Source organism: Flavobacterium sp. GNP002 (genome assembly GCF_054343795.1).
The window spans coordinates 890,811-915,755 of record NZ_JBTGUW010000001.1; the positions used below are offsets into that span (position 1 = coordinate 890,811).

General features: G+C 36.6%; 22 protein-coding genes and 1 tRNA gene. 15 read left to right on the forward strand and 8 right to left on the reverse strand.

The genetic code is table 11. The features are described 5' to 3' along the window. The first annotated feature begins 120 nt into the window (after positions 1-120). Both ACXX80_RS04005 and ACXX80_RS04010 read left to right on the forward strand, forming a co-directional pair. On the forward strand, positions 121-2,547 hold the full coding sequence (locus ACXX80_RS04005) for an efflux RND transporter permease subunit (RefSeq protein ID WP_458552119.1): 2,427 nt from the start codon (positions 121-123) through the stop codon (positions 2,545-2,547). A gap of 364 nt (positions 2,548-2,911) precedes the next feature. Continuing rightward, positions 2,912-5,536: an MGH1-like glycoside hydrolase domain-containing protein gene (locus tag ACXX80_RS04010; protein WP_458552120.1), complete on the forward strand. Its 2,625-nt coding sequence runs from the start codon at positions 2,912-2,914 to the stop codon at positions 5,534-5,536. Positions 5,537-5,586: 50 nt separating this feature from the next. Here ACXX80_RS04010 and ACXX80_RS04015 read toward each other — a convergent pair whose 3' ends face one another. Further along, positions 5,587-6,045 (reverse strand): RNA methyltransferase, encoded by a 459-nt coding sequence (locus tag ACXX80_RS04015; protein WP_113634124.1) that lies wholly within the window; start codon positions 6,043-6,045, stop codon positions 5,587-5,589. Positions 6,046-6,399: 354 nt separating this feature from the next. Here ACXX80_RS04015 and asnS point away from each other — a divergent pair, with 354 nt between their 5' ends. Then, on the forward strand, positions 6,400-7,836 hold the full coding sequence (gene asnS, locus ACXX80_RS04020; protein ID WP_113634125.1) for an asparagine--tRNA ligase: 1,437 nt from the start codon (positions 6,400-6,402) through the stop codon (positions 7,834-7,836). Positions 7,837-7,919: 83 nt separating this feature from the next. Further along, positions 7,920-9,386 carry an RNA polymerase factor sigma-54 gene (gene rpoN, locus ACXX80_RS04025; RefSeq protein WP_458552121.1) on the forward strand — a complete coding sequence of 489 codons (1,467 nt, stop codon included), beginning with the start codon at positions 7,920-7,922 and terminating at the stop codon, positions 9,384-9,386. Between the two features lie 117 nt (positions 9,387-9,503). Here rpoN and ACXX80_RS04030 read toward each other — a convergent pair whose 3' ends face one another. Further along, entirely contained in the window at positions 9,504-10,091 is a 588-nt protein-coding gene (locus ACXX80_RS04030) for a thymidine kinase (protein WP_315209505.1), read from the reverse strand. A 244-nt stretch (positions 10,092-10,335) separates the two neighbouring features. Here ACXX80_RS04030 and ACXX80_RS04035 point away from each other — a divergent pair, with 244 nt between their 5' ends. From ACXX80_RS04035 to ACXX80_RS04065, 7 genes are all read left to right on the forward strand, one after another. Beyond that, positions 10,336-11,397 (forward strand): DUF8457 domain-containing protein, encoded by a 1,062-nt coding sequence (locus ACXX80_RS04035; protein ID WP_458552122.1) that lies wholly within the window; start codon positions 10,336-10,338, stop codon positions 11,395-11,397. A 78-nt stretch (positions 11,398-11,475) separates the two neighbouring features. Further along, complete coding sequence (gene rsmI, locus ACXX80_RS04040; protein WP_315209508.1) at positions 11,476-12,189, forward strand: 16S rRNA (cytidine(1402)-2'-O)-methyltransferase; 714 nt, start codon at positions 11,476-11,478, stop codon at positions 12,187-12,189. A 2-nt stretch (positions 12,190-12,191) separates the two neighbouring features. Then, positions 12,192-13,244 carry a flavin monoamine oxidase family protein gene (locus tag ACXX80_RS04045; protein WP_458552123.1) on the forward strand — a complete coding sequence of 351 codons (1,053 nt, stop codon included), beginning with the start codon at positions 12,192-12,194 and terminating at the stop codon, positions 13,242-13,244. Between the two features lie 15 nt (positions 13,245-13,259). Beyond that, positions 13,260-13,604 (forward strand): HopJ type III effector protein, encoded by a 345-nt coding sequence (locus ACXX80_RS04050; RefSeq protein ID WP_315209683.1) that lies wholly within the window; start codon positions 13,260-13,262, stop codon positions 13,602-13,604. Positions 13,605-13,711: 107 nt separating this feature from the next. Beyond that, a complete protein-coding gene (gene recJ / locus ACXX80_RS04055; RefSeq protein WP_458552124.1) occupies positions 13,712-15,403 on the forward strand; it encodes a single-stranded-DNA-specific exonuclease RecJ in 1,692 nt (563 codons plus the stop codon). A 10-nt stretch (positions 15,404-15,413) separates the two neighbouring features. After that, on the forward strand, positions 15,414-16,685 hold the full coding sequence (locus tag ACXX80_RS04060; RefSeq protein WP_458552125.1) for an MFS transporter: 1,272 nt from the start codon (positions 15,414-15,416) through the stop codon (positions 16,683-16,685). Between the two features lie 147 nt (positions 16,686-16,832). Then, positions 16,833-17,189 carry a hypothetical protein gene (locus ACXX80_RS04065; protein WP_458552126.1) on the forward strand — a complete coding sequence of 119 codons (357 nt, stop codon included), beginning with the start codon at positions 16,833-16,835 and terminating at the stop codon, positions 17,187-17,189. A 124-nt stretch (positions 17,190-17,313) separates the two neighbouring features. Here the strand turns inward: ACXX80_RS04065 and ACXX80_RS04070 are convergent, their stop codons facing one another. From ACXX80_RS04070 to ACXX80_RS04085, 4 genes are all read right to left on the reverse strand, one after another. After that, entirely contained in the window at positions 17,314-17,520 is a 207-nt protein-coding gene (locus ACXX80_RS04070; RefSeq protein ID WP_458552127.1) for a hypothetical protein, read from the reverse strand. 21 nt (positions 17,521-17,541) lie between these two features. Continuing rightward, positions 17,542-18,294 (reverse strand): UDP-2,3-diacylglucosamine diphosphatase, encoded by a 753-nt coding sequence (locus tag ACXX80_RS04075; RefSeq protein ID WP_458552128.1) that lies wholly within the window; start codon positions 18,292-18,294, stop codon positions 17,542-17,544. A gap of 4 nt (positions 18,295-18,298) precedes the next feature. Further along, positions 18,299-18,763 (reverse strand): 6-pyruvoyl trahydropterin synthase family protein, encoded by a 465-nt coding sequence (locus ACXX80_RS04080; protein WP_099714184.1) that lies wholly within the window; start codon positions 18,761-18,763, stop codon positions 18,299-18,301. Between the two features lie 323 nt (positions 18,764-19,086). Further along, positions 19,087-19,854 carry an enoyl-CoA hydratase/isomerase family protein gene (locus tag ACXX80_RS04085; protein ID WP_458552129.1) on the reverse strand — a complete coding sequence of 256 codons (768 nt, stop codon included), beginning with the start codon at positions 19,852-19,854 and terminating at the stop codon, positions 19,087-19,089. 212 nt (positions 19,855-20,066) lie between these two features. On the opposite strand from ACXX80_RS04085, the gene ACXX80_RS04090 reads away from it, so the two are divergent. The 3 genes from ACXX80_RS04090 to ACXX80_RS04100 all read left to right on the forward strand — a co-directional run bounded on the left by ACXX80_RS04090 (position 20,067) and on the right by ACXX80_RS04100 (position 20,755). Continuing rightward, positions 20,067-20,140, forward strand: a tRNA-Ala gene (locus ACXX80_RS04090). Positions 20,141-20,193: 53 nt separating this feature from the next. After that, positions 20,194-20,448, forward strand: a complete 255-nt coding sequence (locus tag ACXX80_RS04095) for a GIY-YIG nuclease family protein (RefSeq protein WP_458552130.1) — start codon at positions 20,194-20,196, stop codon at positions 20,446-20,448. A 103-nt stretch (positions 20,449-20,551) separates the two neighbouring features. Next, complete coding sequence (locus ACXX80_RS04100; protein WP_458552131.1) at positions 20,552-20,755, forward strand: GIY-YIG nuclease family protein; 204 nt, start codon at positions 20,552-20,554, stop codon at positions 20,753-20,755. Positions 20,756-20,925: 170 nt separating this feature from the next. On the opposite strand, the gene mtgA is transcribed toward ACXX80_RS04100, so the two are convergent. After that, a complete protein-coding gene (mtgA, locus tag ACXX80_RS04105; protein ID WP_458552132.1) occupies positions 20,926-21,672 on the reverse strand; it encodes a monofunctional biosynthetic peptidoglycan transglycosylase in 747 nt (248 codons plus the stop codon). Beyond that, positions 21,672-22,784 carry an NAD(P)/FAD-dependent oxidoreductase gene (locus ACXX80_RS04110; protein ID WP_458552133.1) on the reverse strand — a complete coding sequence of 371 codons (1,113 nt, stop codon included), beginning with the start codon at positions 22,782-22,784 and terminating at the stop codon, positions 21,672-21,674. Before ACXX80_RS04110 ends, mtgA begins: the two co-directional genes overlap by 1 nt. 246 nt (positions 22,785-23,030) lie before the next feature. Here ACXX80_RS04110 and ACXX80_RS04115 point away from each other — a divergent pair, with 246 nt between their 5' ends. Further along, a complete protein-coding gene (locus tag ACXX80_RS04115) occupies positions 23,031-24,944 on the forward strand; it encodes a S9 family peptidase (RefSeq protein ID WP_458552134.1) in 1,914 nt (637 codons plus the stop codon). Position 24,945: the final 1 nt, after the last annotated feature.

The window sequence follows — 24,945 nt, forward strand, 5'->3', positions numbered from 1 at the left end:
ATATTTAATTACAAATAAAATAAAGTTGCGTTAATATTGGCATTTACATCTAAAAAGTTTCCGTTAAAACAAATGATTTATAGCGGTTTTAACTACCTTTACTGCCGTTAAATAGGAAATATGATCAAGTGGTTTAGTTTAGGATTTTGGGAATTAATTGCCCGAATTGTCCTTAGAAATAGAATTTTAATGTTATCCATTATTGTTGTGATAACTGGGCTTTTAGCACTGCAATGGAAAAATATCCACTTCACTTTTACCGAAGCCAATTTATTACCGGATGATAATATTGTAAATATCGAATACAACGCCTTTTTGAATAAATTTGGTGAAGAAGGAAATCTGGTCATCATCGGTGTAAAAGACGACGCCATATTCACCCCAAAGGCCTATGCTTCTTGGAGTAAAATGATGAATACACTGAAAGGAGACAAAGCGGTTGATTTAGTAGTTTCGTTAAATGACTTAAAGAAATTACAAAAAAATGATTCGCTGGAAACCTTTGAACTGGTTCCCTTCGTGGACCAAAGCAAAACCGTTGACCCCGAGTATCTTCAGAAAATAAAAAAAGAACTTTTTAATGATTTGCCTTTTTACGAAGGATTACTATTCAATAAAAGATCTGGCAGCATACGCTCAGCCGTTTACATGGATAAGAAAATTGTAAACACGGCAGCCCGAAAAGATTTTGTCCTTGAAAAATTAGTTCCCGCGGTTGAAACATTCGAAAAAGAAACCGGAATCGACCTGCGTGTCTCAGGAATGCCGTATATCCGAACGCTGAATGCAAAAACCATTACTGATGAAATTAGCATCTTTATTGGAGCTTCATTATTAGTTACTTCACTGCTTTTCTTTTTCTTTTTTAGAAGCTTTAGAGCGACGTTAATATCATTGATTATTGTTATTATTGGCGTGATGTGGTCTTTTGGATTTTTAGGCTTATTGAATTACGAAATCACGGTTTTAACAGCTTTAGTTCCTTCTTTAATAATTGTTATTGGGATTCCGAATTGTATTTTCCTGACCAATAAATACCATCAGGAATATAAAATTCACCACAACAAAGCCAAAGCATTACAGCGTGTCACCACCAAAGTGGGAATGGCTACCTTAATGACGAATCTAACTACAGCCATCGGTTTTGCTACGTTTGTGGCGTCAAATAATCAATTATTATTAGAATTTGGTGTGGTGACTTCCATCAATATTATGGCACTTTTCTTTTTGTGCATCATTGTCATCCCTATTTTCCACAGTTATATTCCCGCTCCAAAAGAACGTCATATTGAACACTTGGACCGCAATTACGTAAAGGTTTTCATGGATTGGATTCTGCGAAATGTAAAATACAATCGCTTTTCAATTTATGTAGTTGCAATTCTTCTTTTAGTAATTAGCATTATCGGGATATATGAAATGCGAATTTCCGGCAGTTTGATTGAAGACATGCCTAAAAAAGAAGCGTTTTTTGAAGACATTGTTTTCTTCGAAAAAGAATTTGATGGTGTTATGCCACTCGAAATTATGATTGACACCAAACGTAAAAAAGGAGTCATGAAATTGTCTACGCTTAGGCGAATGGACGAACTGGAAGAAACCATTGACGAAATCCCGGAATTATCAAAGCCTATTTCGATTGTGAATTTGGTGAAATATTCGAAACAGGCGTATTACAACGGAAACCCCGAATATTACGATTTACCAAGTTCACAAGAACAGTCGTTTATTTTGTCGTATGCTAAAAATGCCACCAAAAACTCGAAAGACAATCTGATGAAAAGCTACGTAGATTCCACGGGACAATTTGCCCGAATCACGACTTTCATGCGCGATGAAAACGGCGATAATATTGCCAAAATTGAAGCCGAAATTCGAAAGAAAGCTGATAAAATTTTCCCGCCAGATCAATATAAAGTCACGATCACCGGAAAAGCTTTGGTTTTTCAAAAAGGAACCGGATACCTTCTGGACAATTTACTTTCGTCGCTGGCATTTGCCTTTTTCTTGACTGCGCTTTTGATTGGTTTTATGTTCCGTTCGTTCAAAATGGTTTTGGTTTCCATCATTCCAAATTTACTGCCGTTAATGCTAACAGCAGGAATTATGGGCTTTTTAGATATTCCGTTGAAACCGTCGACGATATTAGTTTTCGGAATTGCGTTTGGACTTTCGGTAGATGATACTGTGAGATTCCTTTCCCAATACCGTGAGGAATTAAAGAAAAATAACTGGAAAATCCGCAAATCGGTTTACGCCACATTTACAGATGCGGGCTTGAGCATGTTCTATACTTCTATCGTATTGTTCTTTGGATTTTCGGTGTTTATGTTGTCTAGTTTTGGTGGGACTATTGCCCTTGGAGGATTGATTTCGTTGACATTATTGTTCGGAATGCTATCAAATTTGATGTTACTACCAGCTTTGGTACTAACCTTGAATAAAACACTAGCCAACGAACAGGATTTTATAGAACCAAAAATTGACATCATCGAACCAAGTGATGCCGAAATTGACGATTTAGAAAAGAAAAAATTGGATAATTAAGATCTATTTCTCCGCCCGAAGCTTGAAGATATGACAATTTTTCTGTTTTTCACAAAAAACAAAAACGTTTTCTACTTACTCTTAATGAATATCTAGGTAATCAAATTAGGGTGATTTTATTTTATTTTCTACAAAAATTGATAAATTAAGACCTCAAAATTTACGAGATATTTAAAGAAAGTTGCCATTGGTAGGTAATTAAACAATAGTAAACCGCTGATTTCGTACTACTAAAAAATATAACTTATTTTTACAAGCATAGAAGAACCGAAAACTTATAATAGAGTAAAAAACTCCTGTGCTATTTGTATAATAGCAACAGTTATGTTTTTTTAAGTTCAAAATAATACTAAGACTGCAAAATATGACGCACCACATTTCTGAGGAACAAAAATTAGCCGTTTCTGATAATTACAGAAATTGGAAAAAATGGGGGCCGTACTTAGCCGAAAGACAATGGGGAACTGTTCGTGAAGACTACAGCCAAAATGGCGATGCTTGGGAATTCATAAACCACGATAGAGCTCGAAGTAACGCCTATAGATGGGGCGAAGAAGGAATTGGAGGTTTTTGTGATTCTCGTGAAATACTATGCTTGGCTCCTGCCTTTTGGAACGGAAAAGATCCTATACTCAAAGAACGTTTATTTGGTTTAACCAATAATCAAGGTAATCATGGAGAAGATGTAAAAGAACTGTACTTCCATCAAGTTTCAACACCATCTCACTCCTATAACAAATACCTTTATAAATATCCTCAAAACGAGTTTCCTTACGAGGATTTAATTGTAAAAAATCAACGCAGTCGGGAAGAAACAGAATTTGAATTATTAGATACGGATAGCTTTACTGATAATGCTTATTTTGATTGTTTTATCGAATATGCAAAAGCAAATGTTGATGATATCTTGATGCAAATTACCGTAATCAATAGAGGTGCAACAACCGCTACAATTCATGTACTTCCACATTTATGGTTTCGTAATTTCTGGAAACACAACGATAGACATCCCCGACCAAATATGGAGTCTGTAGCAAATAACACAATCCTTTCTACTAGTAGCCGAAACGGATCCTATTATTTTTATCACCTCGAAGGAGAACAACTCTTTTGTGAAAACGAAACCAACAACAAGCGCATATACAATGCTCCCAATGAGTATGATTTTGTAAAAGATGGAATCAATAACCACGTAATTAGCGATGAACCTACTGTAAACCCAGAAAAATTTGGAACCAAAGCTGCCATTTGGCATCAGTTTGATTTAAAACCTGGAGAAGAAAAAAGCGTAAAAATACGGTTGAGTAATGTGCCGCTAGAAAATCCTTTTACTGATTTTGATACCGTTATTGAAGCTAGAAAAAAGGAGTGTGAAACATTTTATAGCGAAATAATAAGCGCGGAAATTCCAAAAGAGCAACAAAAAATTGTAAAAGCTGCCTTTTCAGGATTGTTGTGGACCAAACAATTTTATTATTATGATGTATTCAAATGGCTTTATGGAGGGCCAGGAGAGACACCACCAAATCGCTCAGACAAACGAAATACCAGTTGGAAACATTTGACAAACCGACACGTAATTTCGATGCCTGATAAATGGGAATACCCATGGTATGCCGCTTGGGATCTTGCTTTTCACATGGCTTCGTTTGTTGAAATTGACCCTTATTTTGCTAAGCAGCAGCTCCTACTAGTATTACAAGAAAGCTATATGCATCCTAATGGCCAAATTCCCGCTTATGAATGGAATTTTAGTGATGTGAATCCGCCGGTTCACTCTTGGGCAGTATGGACTGTTTATGAAAAAGACTTAAAACGTACCGGTAAAACCGACACTGAATTTTTAGAAACTGCTTTCCAGAAACTCCTCGTGAATTTTACGTGGTGGGTCAATCAAAAAGACACCAGTGGAACAGATTTGTTTGAAGGTGGCTTTCTAGGATTAGACAACATTGGTGTTTTTGATCGCAACCATATGCCGGAAGGAATCAAAAAAATGCAACAAGCAGATGCTACGAGCTGGATGGCCATGTTTTCCTTAAACATGTTGCGTATGTCACTTGAATTAGCCAAAACCAATAAAATTTACGAAGAAATATCAGCTAAGTTTTTCAGGCATTTCCTTAATATTGCATGGGCAATGCATCACATAGGGAAAAAAGATCTTTCCTTGTGGGACGACCAAGACAATTTTTATTACGATGTTGTTGAAATGTCAGATGGCAGCACAGAACGCTTGAAAGTACGTTCGCTAGTAGGCGTAATTCCAATGTTTGCTGTAGAAATTATGCACAAAGAGCTATTCGAACAATTGAAAGATTTTCAAAAAAGAGCAAACGAAATTATAAGAACTCGTCCAGATTTAGCCTCATTAATATCAAACTTAGAAACTGCTAATAAAGATGGTAATTTTCTATTTTCGATTATGCGTGGTTTTAGACTAGAGCATCTTTTAATACGCTTACTGGACGAAAAGGAATTCCTATCGGATTATGGAATTCGATCCCTTTCTAAATATCATAAGGGCAACCCTTTTGTTTTTGGAAGAGAAGGACATCATAAAATTCAGTACGAACCTGGCGAAAGCAGGTCTGGCATGTTTGGCGGAAATTCTAATTGGCGTGGACCTATCTGGATGCCACTGAATTATATGATCATACAATCTCTACGCAAATATTACACTTTTTACGGACCTACTTATTTGTATGAGTTCCCAACTGGCTCCTCAAATAAACTTAACTTAAACGAAATTGCAAACGAGTTAACAAAAAGGCTAGTCAAACTTTTTGAACGAGATGAAAATGGAAAATACCAGTACCATGCTGATGATTCAAATCATGTTTTCTCTAATGAAGAACATTTTAAGGACCAGCATTTTTTCTATGAGTTTTTTGATGGAGACACCGGTAAAGGTTTAGGCGCTTCGCATCAAACCGGATGGACCGCTCTTATTGCTAATTTAATTCTAGAAATGGACAATAATCAATAAAAAACTATAATCAATTACTAAAATTCCCGTTTTTCAGAGCGGGAATTTTTTTATGATCTGGGTTTGTTAAGACCACGATCATATAGAACAATGCTTCCTGCAACAGAAACATTCAAACTTTTTTCGGATTTGAATTTTACGAGGTAATGACATTTTGCAATAGCAGCTTTCGATAGCCCATTATCCTCAGCACCTAGCAGATATACACAACGTCTTGGATGTTCAAAAGTTTCTAAATCAGTTGCGTTTTCATCTAATTCGACACCTACTAGGCGAGCGCCTTTGGGTAAATTTTTATAGAAATCTTCGAAAGTTTCATAATGAAAATAAGGGATTGACTTTACTGCATTATGCGTATCGCAAGCCTGCTTCGCGTAGCGATTGCCTATGGTAAAGATATAACTTGCACCAAGATTTTGTGCTGTGCGCCATAATACACCCAAGTTCTCAGGAGTTTTACCGTTTTGAATCCCAATACCAAAATACTCTGTTACAAAATTGTCGTTCATAGGGCAAAAATACAAACTGTTAGTAGGTTTGTCAAGTTTTTAAAATATTTATCCCTGCAGTCTTTTGTTCATCGTGTCGTTTTTTATTGGGACAGCTTCTAATTTTGCTTGAAAACCTAAAATTTCACCGCAACCTAGCCCTGATTACTTCACCTTGCTTTTATTTTTATAGGAGTTCAGTGAACTGCGTTTGTAGCGGCATCCTTTGTGTTTTTTCTTTAAAAACACAAAGATATAGCGGATAGCGGGAAATAGCTCCTGATTACCCTATTTCTTACAATGACTTTTCAAACAAATCATTTATATTTGCAGTTCAGTCACGAGACAATTTTTAATATCAATTATATACATAAAATGAGACATACAAAAGTTAAAGACTTACTAAACAGTACCACGACGCTTCATGAAGTAAATGCAAAAGGATGGGTGAGAACTTTTAGAAACAATCAATTTATTGCCTTAAACGATGGTTCGACCATTGATAATATACAATGTGTTGTCGATTTTGAGAACACGCCAGACGAGACTTTGAAGAGAATTACAACTGGAGCAGCTATATCTGTGACAGGAACTTTAGTAGAAAGTAAAGGTGCCGGACAGAAATTTGAAATCCAAGTGGCTAAACTGGAAATCCTTGGAGATTCAGATGCAGAGAAATTCCCGATACAACCAAAAAACAAACCGAGCTTGGATTTCTTGCGTGAAAATGCGCATTTAAGAGTTCGTACTAATATGTTTGGAGCGATAATGAGAGTACGTTCAGTATTATCGTATGCGGTTCACAGTTATTTTCAAGAAAAAGGTTTTGTGTATGTGAATACGCCAATCATAACAGGATCAGACGCAGAAGGCGCTGGTGAAATGTTTAAAGTTACTGCTTTGCCATTTGACGGAACGCCAAGAACCGAAGACGGAAAAGTGAATTACAAAGAAGATTTCTTCGGGAAAGAAACGAACTTAACGGTTTCAGGACAACTGGAAGGAGAAACTTTTGCGATGGCTTTGGGTCAGATTTATACTTTTGGACCAACCTTTAGAGCTGAAAACTCGAATACTTCGCGTCACCTTGCGGAATTTTGGATGATTGAGCCGGAAGTGGCTTTCAATGATTTGAATGACAATATGGACTTGGCTGAAGATTTTATTCAATATGTAATCAAATACACGATGGACAAATGTCCTGAAGATTTGAAATTCTTGGAAACACGATTATTGGACGAAGAGAAATCAAAACCAGTTGCGGAAAGAAGCGAAATGGCTTTGCTAGACAAATTAAACTTTGTTTTGGAAAACAATTTCAAACGAGTTTCCTATACGGAAGCAATTGACATTTTAAGAGAATGTACGCCAAATAAAAAGAAAAAATTCAACTATATCATCAACGAATGGGGTGCTGATTTACAGTCAGAACACGAGCGTTACTTGGTGGAAAAACACTTTAAATGTCCGGTAATCTTGTTTGATTACCCGGCAAATATCAAAGCATTTTACATGCGTTTGAACGAAGACGGAAAAACAGTTCGTGCCATGGATATCCTTTTTCCAGGAATTGGAGAAATCGTAGGTGGTTCTCAAAGAGAGGAACGTTTTGATGTTTTGGTTGAAAAAATGAAAGCCTTAGGAATTGATGAAGAAGAATTGTGGTGGTATCTTGATACTCGAAGATTCGGTTCAGCGGTTCACTCTGGCTTTGGACTTGGGTTCGAAAGATTGGTATTATTTGTAACAGGAATGACAAACATTCGTGACGTAATTCCTTTCCCAAGAACGCCAATGAATGCGGAATTCTAAAAATTTGTTTCAAGTTTAAAGTTTAAGGTTGTTGAAAGTTCAGCAACCTTAAACTTTAAACCTTAAACTTTTAAACAATAAAAATGCTAAAGCAATTCTTAAATTTAAAGTTATCACAGAAATTATCTCCACAGCAAATTCAGCTGATGAAGTTAATTCAATTGCCTACGCAAGCTTTCGAACAACGTTTATTGGAAGAAATGAACGAAAATCCAGCTTTGGAAGCCGGAAAAGATGAAGATGAGTATGAAAAGGACGAGTTCGAAAACGAAGATTATGACGATTATGATGATTCGGAATCAGACAGAATTGAAGCCGAAGACATCAATATTGACGAATATTTAAGCAACGACGAAACACCGGATTATAAAACACAGGCTAACAATTACAGCGATGACGACGATGATCGTGAAACGCCTTTTGCAGCGCCGGTTAGTTTCCACCAGGATTTAATCAATCAGTTGAATACGTTCATCCTAAATGATGAAGAGCGTGAAATTGCAGAATTTTTGGTAGGAAGTATTGATGACATGGGTTATATCCGCAGAAGCGTTCCTGATATGGTAGACGATATGGCGTTTACCCAAGGCATTTACACTGATGAAAAAATGGTGGAAAAAATGTTGCAGGTGATTCATGAACTGGAACCTTCAGGCGTGGGCGCACAAGATTTACAAGAATGTCTGTTGTTGCAACTAAAACACAAAACACCAACAGAATCCGTGGAATTAGCTACTGATATTATCGAAAATCAGTTTGATGCTTTTACCAAAAAACATTACGATAAACTGTTACAAAAATACAATGTTTCGAATGAGCAACTGAAAAAAGCCATTCACGAAATAGAAAAACTGAATCCAAAACCAGGCGGATCGTTTACCGGAAACAACAAAGTAACTGAAAATGTGGTTCCTGATTTCGCCATCAGAATTGTGGACGGCGAACTGGAACTGACCTTAAACGGACGAAATGCTCCTTCCCTGCACGTTTCCAAAGATTATCAGGAAATGATGCAAACCTATAAGGATTCCCGTGATAAATCAGCACAGCAAAAAGATGCGGTGCAGTTTATCAAACAAAAACTGGATTCAGCTAAATGGTTTATCGATGCGATACGCCAACGTCAGGAAACGCTTTTTGTAACCATGAATGCGATTATGCATTATCAGGAAGAATATTTCCTCGATGGAGATGAAACCAAATTGAAACCGATGATTCTGAAAGATATTGCTGATATGGTAGGTCTTGATATTTCTACAATTTCACGCGTAGCCAACAGTAAATATGTGGAAACGCCTTATGGGACGAAACTGATTAAAGAATTCTTCTCGGAAGCGATGAAAAATGATCAAGGCGAAGATGTTTCGACATTGGAAATCAAAAAAATTCTTCAGAACACCATTGAAGAAGAAGACAAGAAAAAACCACTTCCAGATGATCAATTGGCCGAAATTCTTAAAGAAAAAGGCTATCCAATTGCAAGAAGAACCATTGCAAAATACAGAGAACAACTTGATATTCCGGTAGCTAGAATGAGAAAAAAGATGTAATTTAGAATTTAAAAATACTAAAAAGGGGAAATTTGTTTAAAACAAGTTTCCCCTTTTTTATAAAATAACCCTTTCAAAGTTTAAACTTTGAAAGGGTTTCTTCTAAATAATATTTTACTACTCCTGATCTTTTTTCATAGCGTGATAATACGCGGCACGGCTCAAAGGCTCGTATTCTTCGGTTTCCCCTAACATGACGAGCTTGTCATTGTCAGTTTTACGGAAACTGTAATTCGCCAGATTTCCGGTGCGGGTACATACGGCATGCACTTTGGTCACATATTCGGCAGTGGCCATTAATGCGGGCATAGGACCAAAAGGATTTCCCTTGAAATCCATATCTAATCCAGCAACAATTACCCGGATTCCCTGATTAGCCAAATCATTACAAATTTTGACAATTTCATCATCAAAAAACTGTGCTTCATCAATGCCTACCACATCGCAACCCTGTGCCAAAATAGCAATATTTGCGGCAGCAGGAACGGGCGTGGAGCGAATTTCGTTAGCATCATGCGACACCACCATTTCATCATCATAACGCGTATCGATTGCCGGTTTAAAAATTTCTACTTTTTGCTTGGCAAATTGCGCTCTTTTCAAACGACGGATCAATTCTTCGGTTTTACCCGAAAACATGGAGCCACAAATGACTTCGATCCAACCAAATTGTTCTTTATGATTTACTGTATTTTCGAGAAACATTTTGTATTTTTCTGACTTAAAAAATGAATAGTTTTTATTACTTTGTAATGGATAAAACCGACTTAAAAATTTTATACTTTTACGTCGTTTCAAAAGTATAACATTTTTATTAAATCGGAGATTCGCGAGCTCTTATTTAAAAAATAAATAACGCGAGCAAAGGTTCCTTCTTCCTTATCCTAAACAAAAACTAGGAAGACATTTATAAAAAAGACCCGCCTAACACACTATAATTTCAAAAGTTATGAAAAAAAAATTGGAAGCCGATTTAATCAGCATTGCACACAGAGTATTACAACTAAAAAATAAATCTGACATCAATCAATTATATCTGGAAACGCAGAAATTATATGAAAAACTTTCTGTCTTACGATTTGTAGACGAACACTTTAGTGAGGCAAAACCAACTATTGGCGCAGCTGAAGTGGAACAAAAAATTGAATCTATTTTTGATAAAACAGAATCAGTTCAACCGGAAATTAAAGCTATAGTCGAAGAAACTATTACCGAAGAAATTGTTGAAACGCCTTTGGAACAACCAACAACTGTTGATGCATCTGAATCTGAAACAAGTAGTGTGGAAGAAGAGACTGTTGAAGCTCCTTTGGAAGAAACAACAGCAACTACTGATGAATCTGAAACGAGTATTGCGGAAGAAGAAACCGTTGAAACGCCTTTGGAAGAAACAATTTCTAATGAAGAAGTAACTGCGGAAGAAGAAGAACCAATTATTGAGGAAGAACCTATCATTGAGGAAGAAATAATTGCTGAGGAAGAAGAAACTTCAGAACCTGAAACAGTTCCATTCACTCCGGCTTTTGAATTATCACAAGAAGAGGAAGTAGAAACAGAACTGGAAGTACCAAAGAAAATGGAACCGGTACAAATTTCTTTCGAAGATTTATTGGGCGGAAATTACCATGACACACAGTTTGTAAAAGTGCAACAAATTGAAAATATTCCTACTGCAGTAGTAATCGAAACTCCAAAAGAAATTATTGCAGAGGAAGAAAAAGTAGTACCAGTCAAAGAGGAAGCCGTTGAGCCAAAAACAGTTTCGTTAAACGAAAAACTAGCCAAAGGAATCAATATCGATTTGAATGACCGCATTGCTTTTATAAAACACCTTTTTGGAAACAGCAGCGAAGACTACAACCGCGTTTTAAATCAACTAATCACGTTTGATACCTTCTACGAAACCAGAGATTTTATTCAGGAAATGGTAAAACCGGACTATAACAACTGGGAAGGAAAACAGGATTATGAAGAACGTTTTATGGATATTATAGAGAAAAAATTCTTGTAAATTTCCTTGAATTTTTTCTGAATATACATTTGAACAAATACAAATTTTCTATAAAATTTGTATTCAATTATTTTATCTATGTCAAAATTATACATCGTTCCTACGCCTATTGGCAATCTCGAAGACATGACTTTTCGAGCGATTCGGATTCTTAAGGAAGTCGATTTGATTCTCGCTGAAGATACGCGTACGAGTGGAAAACTGTTAAAGCATTTCGAAATTGGCACGCACATGTACAGCCATCATATGCACAACGAACACAAAACCGTAGAGAATTTAATTTCTCGTTTAAAAGCAGGAGAAAATATCGCCTTAATCTCAGATGCAGGAACGCCTGCCATTTCAGATCCCGGTTTTTTATTGACTAGAGCTTGTGTTGAAAATGGAGTTGAAGTTGAATGTTTGCCCGGTGCAACAGCATTTGTTCCGGCATTAGTCAACAGTGGTTTACCTAATGATAAATTTGTTTTCGAAGGGTTTTTGCCTGACAAAAAAGGGAAACAAACCCGTTATTTGGCCTTAGCCGAAGAAACGCGTACAATGATTTTATATGTTTCACCGCATAAATTAGTAAAAACTTTATCGGAATTCATTACTTATTTTGGTGAAGAGCGACCGATTTGTGTTTGTAGAGAATTATCAAAATTACACGAAGAAAATGTTCGAGGAACGGTACGAGAAGTTTTGACTCATTTTGAAAAAATAGCTCCGAGAGGAGAAATTGTTGTGGTTGTAGGTGGAAAACCAATAACCAAAGAACCTAAAAAATCTAAATTCTCAGCTGAAGAATAATAATGAAAAAGGAAAAAGTTATTGTAATTGGTGCGGGACTTTGTGGACTCTACACTGCTTTTTTACTTCAAAAAAAGGGGATAGAAGTTCTGATATTGGAGGCTAATACCAGAATTGGGGGCCGCATAAAAACCATAACCGGAACAACAGCTGTCACTATGGAAATGGGTGCGACTTGGTTTGGAAACCAACACCTGCATCTTCTGGAGGTACTTCAAACTTTAGAACTCCCTTATTTTAGACAACATACAAAGGGCTTTTCATTATTTGAAACGATGTCTTTTGTGCCGCCGCAAAAATTTGAAATCTCAGATTCCGAAGAACCTTCTTTTCGCATTGAAGGCGGAACTGCAACACTAATTGATAGATTAGTCTCTGAGATTGGTCTACAACATATCAAAACACAAACTAGAATAACGGGGATAAAAGAGGGAAATAACCAATTAATCGTAATAGATGCAGCAGGAAATACCTATTCAGCCGATAAAGTAATCAGCACTATTCCACCTAATTTGCTGGTAAACTCGGTGCTTTTTGAACCCAAATTACCCGACAATTTTACACAACTAGCCAAAAAAACGCATACTTGGATGGGCGAATCCATAAAATTTGCTATGGAATATAAAACTCCTTTTTGGAAACAGAATAACTATTCTGGAACATTATTCAGTCAATCTAGTATTATTCAGGAAATGTACGACCACAGCACCGCCGATAATTCCGGTTTTGCGCTGAAAGGATTCCTAAATGGTGGAACCGCAGTCCTTTCCTTAGAGGAACGTAAAGAAAAAGTGATTGCACAATTAACTACTTTCTTTGGGCCAGAGGCTACCGATTATGTATGCTATTATGAGAACGTTTGGAGGGAAGAACCACTTACATTTGAACCGTATGAGCAACTCGTATTAGCCCACCAAAACAACGGACATTCCCTTTTTAAAACACCGTTACTAAACGAAAAATTATATGTTTCCGGAGCTGAAACAGCCAATCAAAACCCTGGTTATATGGATGGCGCTATTTTTGCCGCGAAAACAATTGCCTCACAATTCTAAATAATGAAAATCAATATGACTATAGCCGCTTTCTTAGAGAAATTAAAACAAACACCTGAAGCGATAGTATTTTCAGAAACCATTGCTACTATCGAAGAAAACTACGACTTTACACCCACAGCATTTGAGAATGGTTTGCAACACAATGCAGCAGGAGAAAATTCAGGATCTTGCAAATTATTTTCGTTCGCCGAAATTCAAAACTTATCAGAAGCAGAAACACTAGCCTGTTTTGGAGCCTATTATTACGAAGATGTTTTACAAAATCCAAACGGAACAGATCATCAAAACATTAGGAATTTTATGAAAACCGGTTGGGATGGAATTGCCTTTTACGGAAGTGCTTTAGTGTTGAAATAAAAATTAAAATTCGCTGTCAGGTCGAGCGCAGTCGAGACAAATCAGTTAGTCTAGAATGTGCTCGACCCAACAAAATTCCTAACACAATTCTATAATACCAAATCACTATGCGTTGGACCTTAAAACCAAAACCTTCCGAGGAGACTGTACAACATTTGGCGAAAGCGTTGAATGTAGAAGATTTTGTGGCCACTTTATTAGTGCAACGCGGTATTGAAACATTTGAAGATGCCAGAAGGTTTTTTCGCCCGAGTTTAGAGGATTTGCACGATCCATATTTGATGAAAGATATGGAAAAAGCAGTAACCCGAATTGAAAAAGCGATTGAAAACGAGGAAAATATTCTTGTTTTTGGTGATTATGATGTCGATGGGACCACTGCAGTTTCACTAGTTTCTTCCTATTTAAAAACCTATTATCCGAACGTGGCGACCTACATTCCGGATCGTTATGATGAAGGCTATGGAATTTCATTTAAAGGAATTGACTTTGCTGATGACAATGGATTTTCACTTATAATTGCTTTAGATTGCGGTATAAAATCCATCGATCATGTGGCTTACGCCAAAGCAAGAAACATCGATTTTATCATTTGTGACCACCACAGACCGGGAGAATTTTTACCCGAAGCTGTTGCTATTCTCGACCCTAAACGAGACGATTGTACGTATCCTTATGATGAATTATGTGGTTGTGGAATAGGTTTCAAATTGATTCAGGCTTTGGGCCAAAACCGAAATGAAACTATCGATGATTTGATTCCATATTTAGATTTAGTTTCAGCTGCGATTGCTGCTGATATCGTTCCAATGACTGGAGAAAATCGGGTGCTGGCTTATTTTGGATTGCAAGTAATCAATTCTGACCCAAGACCAGGAATCAAAGCCATCATTCACCAAATAAAAAAACAAACTTTAGATATTACCGATGTTGTTTTCATCATCGCACCCAGAATAAACGCCGCTGGACGCATTAAACACGGCAATCATGCGGTCGAATTGTTAACCGAATTTAATTTTGAGCAAGCCCAACAATTTGCTTCTGAAATCGAGGCGTATAATTCAGAGCGAAAAGATTTAGACAAATTAATCACCAAAGAAGCATTAAAACAAATTGAGGAAAACAACGAAAAAGAACGTTTTACCTCTGTAGTTTTTCAAGAAGATTGGCACAAAGGCGTGATTGGAATTGTCGCTTCTCGATTGATTGAAACCTATTATCGTCCGACACTTGTTTTTACAAAAAGTGGCGATAGATATGCCGCTTCAGCACGTTCCGTAAAAGGGTTTGATGTCTATAATGCACTCGAAGCCTGTACCGAACATTTGGAACAATTTGGTGGTCACATGTATGCCGCAGGAATGACGTTGAAGGAAGAAAACTATCAAATCTTCAAAGAGGCTTTCGAACAAGAAGTAGAAAGAACCATTCATCCGGACATGTTGACACCAGAAATTGCAGTTGATGCCGAAATTGATTTTGCTGATATCACACCAAAATTAATCCGAATTCTGAAACAATTTGAACCGTACGGACCACAAAATATGACCCCAATTTTCCTAACTAAAAACATCAAAGACACTGGTTATGGAAAACCTATGGGGCAAGAAGATGAACATTTAAAACTTTTTGTCAAACAAAATAACTCCGAAGGCATCGCTGCAATTGGATTTAATTTGGGAAACAAAATGGAACTGACTACTCATCAAAAACCTTTTCAAACGGTGTATTGCATCGATGAAAACGAATGGAAAGGTAAATTAAGTTTGCAATTGCGATTGCGAGATATTAAAGAATGATTATATTGTTATGAAAAAAAACGATCCTTATTCGGCACTGCGTTATAAAGAATTTAATATTTTTTTACTATTACGTTTTGCCATGGTTTTTGGCTGGTCGATGCAGTTTATTGTCATTGAATGGGAAGTATATAGTTTGACCAAAAATCCGTTATCATTAGGAATCATCGGATTAATGGAAGTTATTCCAGCGATTTCGATGGCTTTATTTGCCGGTCACATTGTGGATCAAAAGGAGAAAAAAGGATTGCTTTTCAAATGTATTTTAGGGTTTTCAATCATCAGTTTGGGTTTGTTCTTATTCACGTGGCCCCCTTTCATCAAAGATTTTTCTACCCAAACTATTTTATATTCCATTTACTTTTTCGTCTTTTTAGGAGGATTGGTACGTGCTTTTCTTGGCCCGACGATATTTTCTCTTTTAGCGTTAATTGTTCCTAAAAAATTATATCCCAATGCTGCCACTTGGAGCAGTTCCGTTTGGCAAATAAGTTCGGTTTTAGGGCCAGCAGTAGCCGGTTTTTCTATCAATTGGATTGGTGTTCATTGGTCCATGTCCATCGTTTTGGGATGTTCACTTTTAGCTTTGATTGCTTTAACCCGTATAGCAACAAAACCTATTTTGAATCCAAAAATTGGTGAACCCATTATGGAAAGCTTGAAAGAAGGCGTGAAATTTGTTTTCAACAATAAGACGATTTTAGGCGCTTTATCGTTGGATATGATTGCCGTTCTTTTTGGTGGTGCCGTCGCGTTATTGCCCATTTTTGCACAGGATATTTTGAAAGTGGGACCGCAGGGATTTGGTGTTTTGAGAGCTGCCCCTGCTGTTGGTGCTTTTTTGATGCTGATTATTTCCGCATACATTCCTTTTACTAAAAATGCAGGTATGAAACTGCTGTCGGCTATTTTTGCGTTTGGGATTTGTATTATCGTTTTTGGACTTTCTTCTATTTTTTGGCTGTCTGTTGCCGCTTTATTTTTAAGTGGTGTTTTCGATGGAATTTCGGTGGTGATACGCCAAACTATTTTGCAATTGAAGACTCCTGATCACATGCGAGGCCGTGTTGCAGCCGTGAATTCTATATTTGTGGGTTCTTCCAATGAATTGGGTGCTTTTGAAAGCGGATTAACTGCTAAGCTGATGGGAACTGTTAGCGCAGTGGTCTTTGGCGGAAGCATGACACTGATTACCGTGTTTATTACCGGAGCCATATCGCCTACTTTTAGAAAACTGGACTTGCAAAAAGATGTTGAAGAACACGAAAAGAGCGAGTTATAAATAGTTTTTTTCTAGAAAAAACACTTCTTACTATCCTTCAGTAAATTAATCTCAAGATTACTTACCGACTTTTTTTATGTCTTTTTTATGTTTTATTATTTAGAATAAATATAAATAATACTTATATTTGCTTCAAATTGATGACACATGCAAGAAATAAAACAAATATATCATAACAATTTAGGCACTGCTTTTTACTGGAGAAAAGATAATGATGTAGTATTGGACAAAGTCCAACTTGTTTTTAGAGAAATGGGTTTTTATTTTACCAAACAAGAACTGCAACTATTTAAGCGATGTATTGAGGACAGCTATACCCAAAATAAATGCTGCGACGATTGTGAACTGAAAAACAAATGCCACAAATTTTTACTAAAAACACCTTGTTCCCAAATTGATTTGGCTGTTTCCATGGAAGAGTTAGATGCCGTAAAAGACTTGGTGGAAGGCACTTTGTTTAAAATAAATTTGGATGATTATTTGTTTGGAGAGGGAATGAATTAGGGATTTGCTAAATATCATTTAACCTTTTTTTTATAAACACAAACGAAATACTCTCACCTCTCTTGAAAGAAGCTTACAGCATAACAAATTTGAATGTATAATTGTGTCGAGTTTGTTCAACTAACTACTCTTTAATCTGATTGGTATTTTTCTCTTTGTAAACTTTGTACAAGCCAATCATTAAAAATAAAGCTCCAAGGATGATATTTCTATATGGTCCTTTATTAATTTCAAATGAAAAATCATCTAAGTTTACAGATAACAGCCCCATTAGTAGCAATATTGAGCCAAGTAAAAAAAAGAATTTAGATACTTTATTGTCAGTTTTCATAATTTAATTTTTATGATGATTTTAATACTTTTTAATCTCAAAATTCTCACCATCAAAAACGCCATAGGTAAAATATGATATCCAGTCACCTAGATTCACATACTCGGCATTTTCTCCTACGGTTACTTTCATAGGCAAATGACGGTGTCCGAAAATAAGGTAATTGTAGTGTTTGGTTTCTAATTTTCTTTTGGAATAAAGAATCAGCCATTCGTTGTCTTCGCCAAGAAAAGTTACATCTTCATCACCAGAAATCAGTTTGTTTTTTACGGAAAGATATTGCGCCAGTTTCACGCCAATATCAGGATGAAGCCATCTAAAAAGCCATTTGAAAAACGGATTTGTAAATATCTTTTTCATTCGTTTGTAACCTAAATCACCAGGACCTTTTCCGTCGCCGTGGCCAATAAGGAATGTTTTATCTCCAAAAGTATATTCTTGATTGTCATGAAACACGGAAATATTCAGTTCTTTCTGAAAATAATCTTCCATCCACAAGTCGTGATTTCCCACGAAGAAATAAACGGGGATTCCACTGTCTTGGATTTCAGCGAGTTTGCCTAAAACACGAATAAATCCTTTTGGGACTACGGTTTTGTATTCGAACCAAAAATCAAATAAATCACCCAACAGAAAAATAGCTTCGGCATCGCCTTTAACTTCGTCGAGCCATGCCACGAATTTTTGTTCTCGAGGAAAACTCAATTCGGCTGTTGGTGCGCCAAAATGTTGATCGGAGGCGAAATATACTTTTTTATTATGGGGTAATTGCATGAAGTTACAGTATGGATTTCATATTATCACTAGCAAACCATTCTGCAAAAGAAGATTCGGTTTCTTGTAATTTTAAGGAAAAAAGCGTGATTCCTTCCGGTAATCGGCTGATAATTCTTTGAGAAAAATCAACGACCATGTTTTCGCTTGTTGGTTGGTAATCTACCAAAATAACATGGTGTCCGCGGCTCATCAATTCATTTGCCAATTCGATATGCGGCGTCGTTCCGTTAAAAACTGTCGCATGGTCAAATTGATCTACAATTTCTTCTTTTACAATTTTCTTTAAATCCGTGAAGTCAATCACCATTCCAAATTTCACATTGGAACGATCTGTGATTGGTGTTCCAATTACCGTTACTGACAATTTATAACTATGTCCGTGAACATTTTTACATTTCCCGTCATAACCGTATAAGGCGTGACCGGTTTCGAAACTAAATTGTTTTGTAATTCTGATATTGCTCATCGGAGTTTAATTTTGATACAAATTTAGCAAATTGATATGAGAAATGGGATGTAAATGTGGGGCAAACGATTTTAAGGAATTAAAACCCGAGTAAGCATAAAAAATGTAATAGTTAAACCATTAAGAAATGAAGAAAAATTAAGTTAAGGTCTTAATGAACCTTAATTTTATAATGGAAAAAAAATAATTTGGATTACACTGAGGCCTATCCCTGATGATCCCGAAGCTTCGGGAGATATCCTTTTTATAAGGTGATTTTTCTTGACCTTATAAAAAGATATAGTGAACAGCAGGAAATAGATTCAGAATAAGTCCTGAAAAAATTATTTTTTGAATTGGGACAACGCTTTTCTGGTAAAATCAGACAACACCAATTTACCCGAAATAGCAGCGCGTTCTAACAACAATGTATCCCAATGTTGCGTTCCTTCCCACAAAACCTTTTTCATTTCCAGTAAAGCTTCGGGATTATAACTGGATAATTTAGCGCTGAAATCAGCTATTGCGGCATCCAGTTCTTCGAGGGTTTCAAAAGTATTGGCGTACAATCCTTTGGCTGCGGCCCAATCAGCAGTTTTCCATTCGTGAGCTGCAAGGGTCATTTCGGCCATTGCTGTCTTTCCGATTTTTTTAGAAACTACGGGCTCGATCACAAACGGACCAATTCCTATTGCCAATTCTGATAATTTTATTGAAGCGTTTTTTGTAGCTAAGGTATAATCACAGGCAGAAGCAATTCCTACTCCTCCGCCAACTGCTTTTCCGTGAACACGACCCACAATAAGCTTGGAACACGAACGCATTGCATTGATTAAATGCGCAAATCCAGAGAAAAAATGGGCTCCTGCGGCTTCATCCGAAACGGCCAAAAGTTCATCAAAAGAAGCGCCTGCACAAAAAGCTCCAGAGCCTTCGCTTTGTATAACAATCACCGAAACAGTTGGATTTGAACTCAAAACAGCGAACTCATTCGTTAAACGATCTAACAATTCTCTTGGAAAAGAATTGCTTGAAGGGTGACCAAATGAAAGGGTTGCGATTTTATTTTCAATTGTTGTGAAGAGCGAACCTGTTGGGTTTTCTGATACCATAGCGGGGATTTTGATGTAAAGTTAAAAAAAGTAAAGTAGGATTTGGCATTTTTTCAAATAGAATAGATTTGTATTTTGAAATTTGCTTTTTGGAAAATTTATATGTTATATTTGCGAACACGTTTGGGGGATTAGCTCATTTGGCTAGAGTATCCCGAAAGCTTTCGGGAGTGCGATTGGTTCGAAGTTCTTAATTACTTATAAATAATATTGGGGGATTAGCTCATTTGGCTAGAGTGCTTGCCTGGCAGGCAAGAGGTGACCGGTTCGAATCCGGTATTCTCCACAAATTGACAATCAAGCCTTACAGAGATGTAAGGCTTTTTTATTTTAAAGCCTATGTTTTATACTTATATCATTTTCTCTAAAACTTTAGACAAATATTACACTGGTTCTTGTGAAAATATTGAAAACAGACTTAATGATCATTTAAATAGCAGAAGTGCTTACACAAAAGTGGCTAAAGATTGGATAATGGTTTATTTTGAAAGTTTTGATTCACGCTCATTGGCTGTACAAAGAGAAATGGAAATCAAAAAGAAGAAAAGTAGAAAATATATTGAATTTTTAATATCAAAAGAATCATCTGAATAGAGTGTCCCGAAAGCATTCGGGAAGGTGATCGGTTCGAATCCGATATTCTCCACCAGTAAAATCAAGCCTTACAGAGATGTGAGGCTTTTTTATTTTGAAGCATATGTTTTATACTTATATCATTTTCTCTAATACTTTAGACAAATATTACACTGGTTCCTGTGAAAATATTGAAAATAGACTTAATGACCATTTAAATAGTAGAAGTACTTACACAAAAGTGGCTAAAGATTGGATAATGGTTTATTTTGAAAGTTTTGATTCACGCTCATTGGCTGTACAAAGAGAAATGGAAATCAAAAAGTAGAAAAGTAGAAAATATATTGAATTTTTAATATCAAAAGAATCATCTGAATAGAGTGTCCCGAAAGCGTTCGGGAAGGTGATCGGTTCGAATCCGATATTCTCCACAAACAAAAACCGTAAAATCTTTTAAGTAAGACTTTACGGTTTTTTTATTTTTATAATAAAAGACAACTATTTCGAATAATCTATTTTTCCAACGGTTCGCATCACACGGACAATTTTAGCTTTTCGTCTGTTGATATATGAAGAAGAACTAGTCGCCGAATACTTTCTTGGATTGGGTAAAATCGCTGCAATTCCTGCTGCCTGCATCGGCGTGAGGCTGGAAGCATCTTTTCGGTACCAATGTTCTGCAGCCGCTTGTGCCCCATAAACACCATTTCCCATTTCGATACTATTTAAATACACTTCCATGATGCGTTCTTTTCCCCAAATGATTTCAATGAGAACCGTAAAATAAGCTTCAAGTCCTTTTCTCAAATAACTTCGGCCTTGCCAAAGAAATACATTTTTGGCTGTTTGTTGTGATATGGTGCTTCCACCTTTTATTCTTCGGCCTCTTTCATTGCTTTTATATGCTTTTTGCATCGCGACAAAATCAAAACCATTGTGTTTCAAGAACGTTCCATCTTCGCTGGCGATTACGGCTTTTTGAAGATTCATAGAGATATTTTCAATTGGTTCCCAGTCGTGACTGAAAAAAACTTCTTTTCCGGCAGCTTTATTTTCAATGGCGCGAATCACCATTAAAGGCGTAAATGGAACCGGAACAAATTTAAAAAGTACCACAAAAAACAAAGAAAGTCCGAGGAACCATAAAAAAACTTTGAATAAAAAACGTGTTAGTTTGCTCATAAAAGAAGTCGGTTCTTTTTTAACGGGTTGTCTTGATTTTCTTGGTGTTATTTTCGTTGCCATTATACTAAATCTGCTAATTCTGTTCCAATTAAACTTCCTATTGCCACTCCCATTCCGCCCAATCGAACGCCACAATAGACATTATCGGACAGTTGTGAAACAATTGGATTCTTGCTGTTGCCAATACCCATAATCCCACTCCAACGGTGTGCAATTTGGAAATCCTGCTGAGGCAAAATTACTTCTTTTAATAATTGTTCCAATTTATTTTGGACGATTTCTGTTTGCCCAAATTCAGTTGTATTTTCAGTTTCAAAATCGAGGTTTCTTCCTCCACCCAATAATATTCTGTCGCCAATATTCCTGAAATAATAATAGCCTCTATCTAAGTGAAAAGTCCCTTTTATGTCTAAATTTTTAATCGGTTCTGTGATTAAAACCTGGGCTCTGGCAGGTTTTACCGCTCCATTTGTCAATGCATTGGCAAAACCATTGGTAGCAAAAAGTATTTTGTTAGTATTGAAACTGAAATCGCCAAGCGCCACTTCCACTCCATTTCCCTTGTCATAATAAGAAGTGACGGCTTGTTGGTTTAGAATTAAAATGTTTTTAGAAATCGCTTCTTTCAACAAAGCCTGCATCATATTTCCGGTATCTATTTGTGCTTCAAAAGGATTGAAAACTAAATATTCCTGTATCCCGCTGAACCCAAAACGGTCGACTTCTTTGGCAAAAACATCAGCTTTAAAAAGTGGTCTTAAAATTTCATTGATAAATGGTAATTTCCCAACACACTCACTATAACAACTTTCATCGTCTTTTAAAAACAACTCATATCCACCATACGGTTTGAAATCTATCGCGTCATCACCGAGTCTTTTTCGCAACAATTGCAAGCCTTTCCATCGTTTTTGAACAAGATGAATCACTTCTTCTTCCGAATGGGATTTTAAATCGTCTATGATTTCTGAAAGACTTCCAAAACACGCAAAACCAGCATTTTTAGTACTTGCTCCTTGCGGTAACAATCCTTTTTCTAACACTAGAATTTTGCTTTCCGGGAATCTTTCGCGCAAGCGTATAGCAGCATGCAAGCCTACAATACCACTTCCTACGATGGTATAATCGACATCAGTAAACCAGTTTTTCAACTCCCAATAACTCAAATCCATGTTAAAATATTTTTCATAAAATTAATAATTTTTTGGAGCTAATCCCGCTATCCGTTGCAAATAAATTTACTGAACTCCAATTAAAACAAAAGTAGTGTGAAGCAATCTTTTATTTTTTAAACAAAAAAAATAAAAGGATTTCTCCCGAAACTTCGGGACTATCGGGGCTAAAAAGCAAGTGTTAAAAACGAAAAAACATTAATTTAAATTGGCTAATTTTATAGCTAGAAAAAATCAAATATTGCAATGAAAAAAATACTGCTTATACCCTTATTAATGATGAGTTTAAATGCTATGGCACAAAATGTAATGACTCCGGAATTGCTCTGGAAATTAGGAAGAGTCACTCCTTTAGGTATTTCCAAAGATGAAAAGAATGTAGTTTATAAAGTCACCACTCCTTCGGTCCAAGAAAACAAATCGGGCTCAAAATTCTACACTTTGCCCGTAAATGGAGGAAATCCAACTGAAGTAAAAGATACTAAAGAATTATTAAAAGATAAAAATGTTTCTCCAGACGGGAAATATATCGTTTATAATGAAGAAGTAAAAATTGAAAAAGTTCACGGAAAAGATTTTTATCCGGAACTTGAAAAATCCGACGTTCAAATCTATGACGGCTTAAATTACCGTCATTGGGACACTTGGAACGAAGGTAAATACAATCATGTTTTTTACAAAGAAAACAAAGAAGGCGCAACGGGAATTGACATTCTGAAAGGCGAAAATTTTGACAGTCCACAAAAACCTTTTGGTGGAGACGAAGATTATATTTGGTCGCCGGACAGCAAAAGCATCCTTTACGTAAGCAAGAAAAAAGCAGGAACGGATTATGCTGTTTCTACCAACACCAATATCTTCGAATACAATCTGGAAACGGGAAAAACTAGCAACAGAACTGAGGAAAATTTAGGTTATGATACGGCTCCACAATTTTCTCCGATAGGAAATTTGACTTGGTTGCAAATGAAAAGAGATGGTTATGAAGCCGATAAAAACGACCTGTTGGTTAGTTTCAAAGGAATGAAAATGAACTTAACGGCGAATTGGGATGGAACCGTGGATCATTTTATTTGGAGTCCTGACGGAAAAAAAATCTATTTTGTAGCACCTATAGACGGAACCAAACAATTATTTGAAGTTAATTTTCCCGGTCTGACCAATCCCGAAGCTTCGGGAGCAATCACTGTTCGCCAAATCACCACTGGCGATTTTGATGTCAATGACTTAGTTGGCTTTTCCGGTGATAACATCATTGTAACGAGAACCGACATGAATCATGCGGCGGAAATTTTTTCTTATAATTTAAAGAAAAATACTTGGAAACAACTTTCGAATGTCAATACGGCAACCTATAATTCTTTGGCGCTAAGCAAAACTGAAAGAAGATATGTAACGACGACGGATGGCAAAAAAATGTTGGTTTGGGTCGTTCTTCCGCCTAATTTTGATGCCACAAAAAAATACCCAACACTTTTATACTGTCAAGGTGGACCACAATCTGCGTTGACACAATTTTATTCCTACCGATGGAATTTGCAACTGATGGCTGCTAACGGATATATTGTTGTGGCTCCAAACCGTCGCGGAATGCCGGGTCACGGGGTGGAATGGAATGAGCAAATCAGCAAAGACTGGGGTGGGCAAGTAATTGACGATTACCTTTCAGCGATTGATGATGTGGCGATGGAAAAATATGTTGATGCCAGCCGTTTAGGATGCGTTGGTGCGAGTTACGGTGGGTATTCCGTTTTCTATTTAGCGGGAATACACAACAACCGATTCAAAACGTTCATTGCCCACGATGGAGTTTTCAATACCCAAAGCATGTTTGGAACTACTGAGGAAGTTTTCTTTTCCAACTGGGATTTTGGTGGTGCATATTGGGAGAAAGACAATGTTGTAGCTCAAAAAGCCTACACGACTTTTAATCCAATGACTTTAGTAGAAAAATGGAACAAACCTATTTTAATTATTCAGGGCGGAAAAGATTTTCGTGTACCAATTGGACAAGGTCAAGAAGCCTTCCAAGCAGCACAATTACGTGGCATAAAAAGTAGATTCTTGTATTTTCCGGAAGAAAACCATTGGGTGTTGAAACCTCAAAATGCTCAGGTTTGGCAAGGTGAATTTTTTAAATGGCTGAAAGAAACCTTGTAAA

What these genes read in the sequence shown, in the direction of transcription:
- ACXX80_RS04005 (WP_458552119.1), top strand. Translation starts at nt 121, where the DNA reads ATGATCAAGTGGTTTAGTTTAGGATTTTGGGAATTAATTGCCCGAATT.
- ACXX80_RS04010 (WP_458552120.1), top strand. Translation starts at nt 2,912, where the DNA reads ATGACGCACCACATTTCTGAGGAACAAAAATTAGCCGTTTCTGATAAT.
- ACXX80_RS04015 (WP_113634124.1), bottom strand. Translation starts at nt 6,045, where the DNA reads ATGAACGACAATTTTGTAACAGAGTATTTTGGTATTGGGATTCAAAAC.
- asnS (WP_113634125.1), top strand. Translation starts at nt 6,400, where the DNA reads ATGAGACATACAAAAGTTAAAGACTTACTAAACAGTACCACGACGCTT.
- rpoN (WP_458552121.1), top strand. Translation starts at nt 7,920, where the DNA reads ATGCTAAAGCAATTCTTAAATTTAAAGTTATCACAGAAATTATCTCCA.
- ACXX80_RS04030 (WP_315209505.1), bottom strand. Translation starts at nt 10,091, where the DNA reads ATGTTTCTCGAAAATACAGTAAATCATAAAGAACAATTTGGTTGGATC.
- ACXX80_RS04035 (WP_458552122.1), top strand. Translation starts at nt 10,336, where the DNA reads ATGAAAAAAAAATTGGAAGCCGATTTAATCAGCATTGCACACAGAGTA.
- rsmI (WP_315209508.1), top strand. Translation starts at nt 11,476, where the DNA reads ATGTCAAAATTATACATCGTTCCTACGCCTATTGGCAATCTCGAAGAC.
- ACXX80_RS04045 (WP_458552123.1), top strand. Translation starts at nt 12,192, where the DNA reads ATGAAAAAGGAAAAAGTTATTGTAATTGGTGCGGGACTTTGTGGACTC.
- ACXX80_RS04050 (WP_315209683.1), top strand. Translation starts at nt 13,260, where the DNA reads ATGACTATAGCCGCTTTCTTAGAGAAATTAAAACAAACACCTGAAGCG.
- recJ (WP_458552124.1), top strand. Translation starts at nt 13,712, where the DNA reads ATGCGTTGGACCTTAAAACCAAAACCTTCCGAGGAGACTGTACAACAT.
- ACXX80_RS04060 (WP_458552125.1), top strand. Translation starts at nt 15,414, where the DNA reads ATGAAAAAAAACGATCCTTATTCGGCACTGCGTTATAAAGAATTTAAT.
- ACXX80_RS04065 (WP_458552126.1), top strand. Translation starts at nt 16,833, where the DNA reads ATGCAAGAAATAAAACAAATATATCATAACAATTTAGGCACTGCTTTT.
- ACXX80_RS04070 (WP_458552127.1), bottom strand. Translation starts at nt 17,520, where the DNA reads ATGAAAACTGACAATAAAGTATCTAAATTCTTTTTTTTACTTGGCTCA.
- ACXX80_RS04075 (WP_458552128.1), bottom strand. Translation starts at nt 18,294, where the DNA reads ATGCAATTACCCCATAATAAAAAAGTATATTTCGCCTCCGATCAACAT.
- ACXX80_RS04080 (WP_099714184.1), bottom strand. Translation starts at nt 18,763, where the DNA reads ATGAGCAATATCAGAATTACAAAACAATTTAGTTTCGAAACCGGTCAC.
- ACXX80_RS04085 (WP_458552129.1), bottom strand. Translation starts at nt 19,854, where the DNA reads ATGGTATCAGAAAACCCAACAGGTTCGCTCTTCACAACAATTGAAAAT.
- ACXX80_RS04095 (WP_458552130.1), top strand. Translation starts at nt 20,194, where the DNA reads ATGTTTTATACTTATATCATTTTCTCTAAAACTTTAGACAAATATTAC.
- ACXX80_RS04100 (WP_458552131.1), top strand. Translation starts at nt 20,552, where the DNA reads ATGTTTTATACTTATATCATTTTCTCTAATACTTTAGACAAATATTAC.
- mtgA (WP_458552132.1), bottom strand. Translation starts at nt 21,672, where the DNA reads ATGGCAACGAAAATAACACCAAGAAAATCAAGACAACCCGTTAAAAAA.
- ACXX80_RS04110 (WP_458552133.1), bottom strand. Translation starts at nt 22,784, where the DNA reads ATGGATTTGAGTTATTGGGAGTTGAAAAACTGGTTTACTGATGTCGAT.
- ACXX80_RS04115 (WP_458552134.1), top strand. Translation starts at nt 23,031, where the DNA reads ATGAAAAAAATACTGCTTATACCCTTATTAATGATGAGTTTAAATGCT.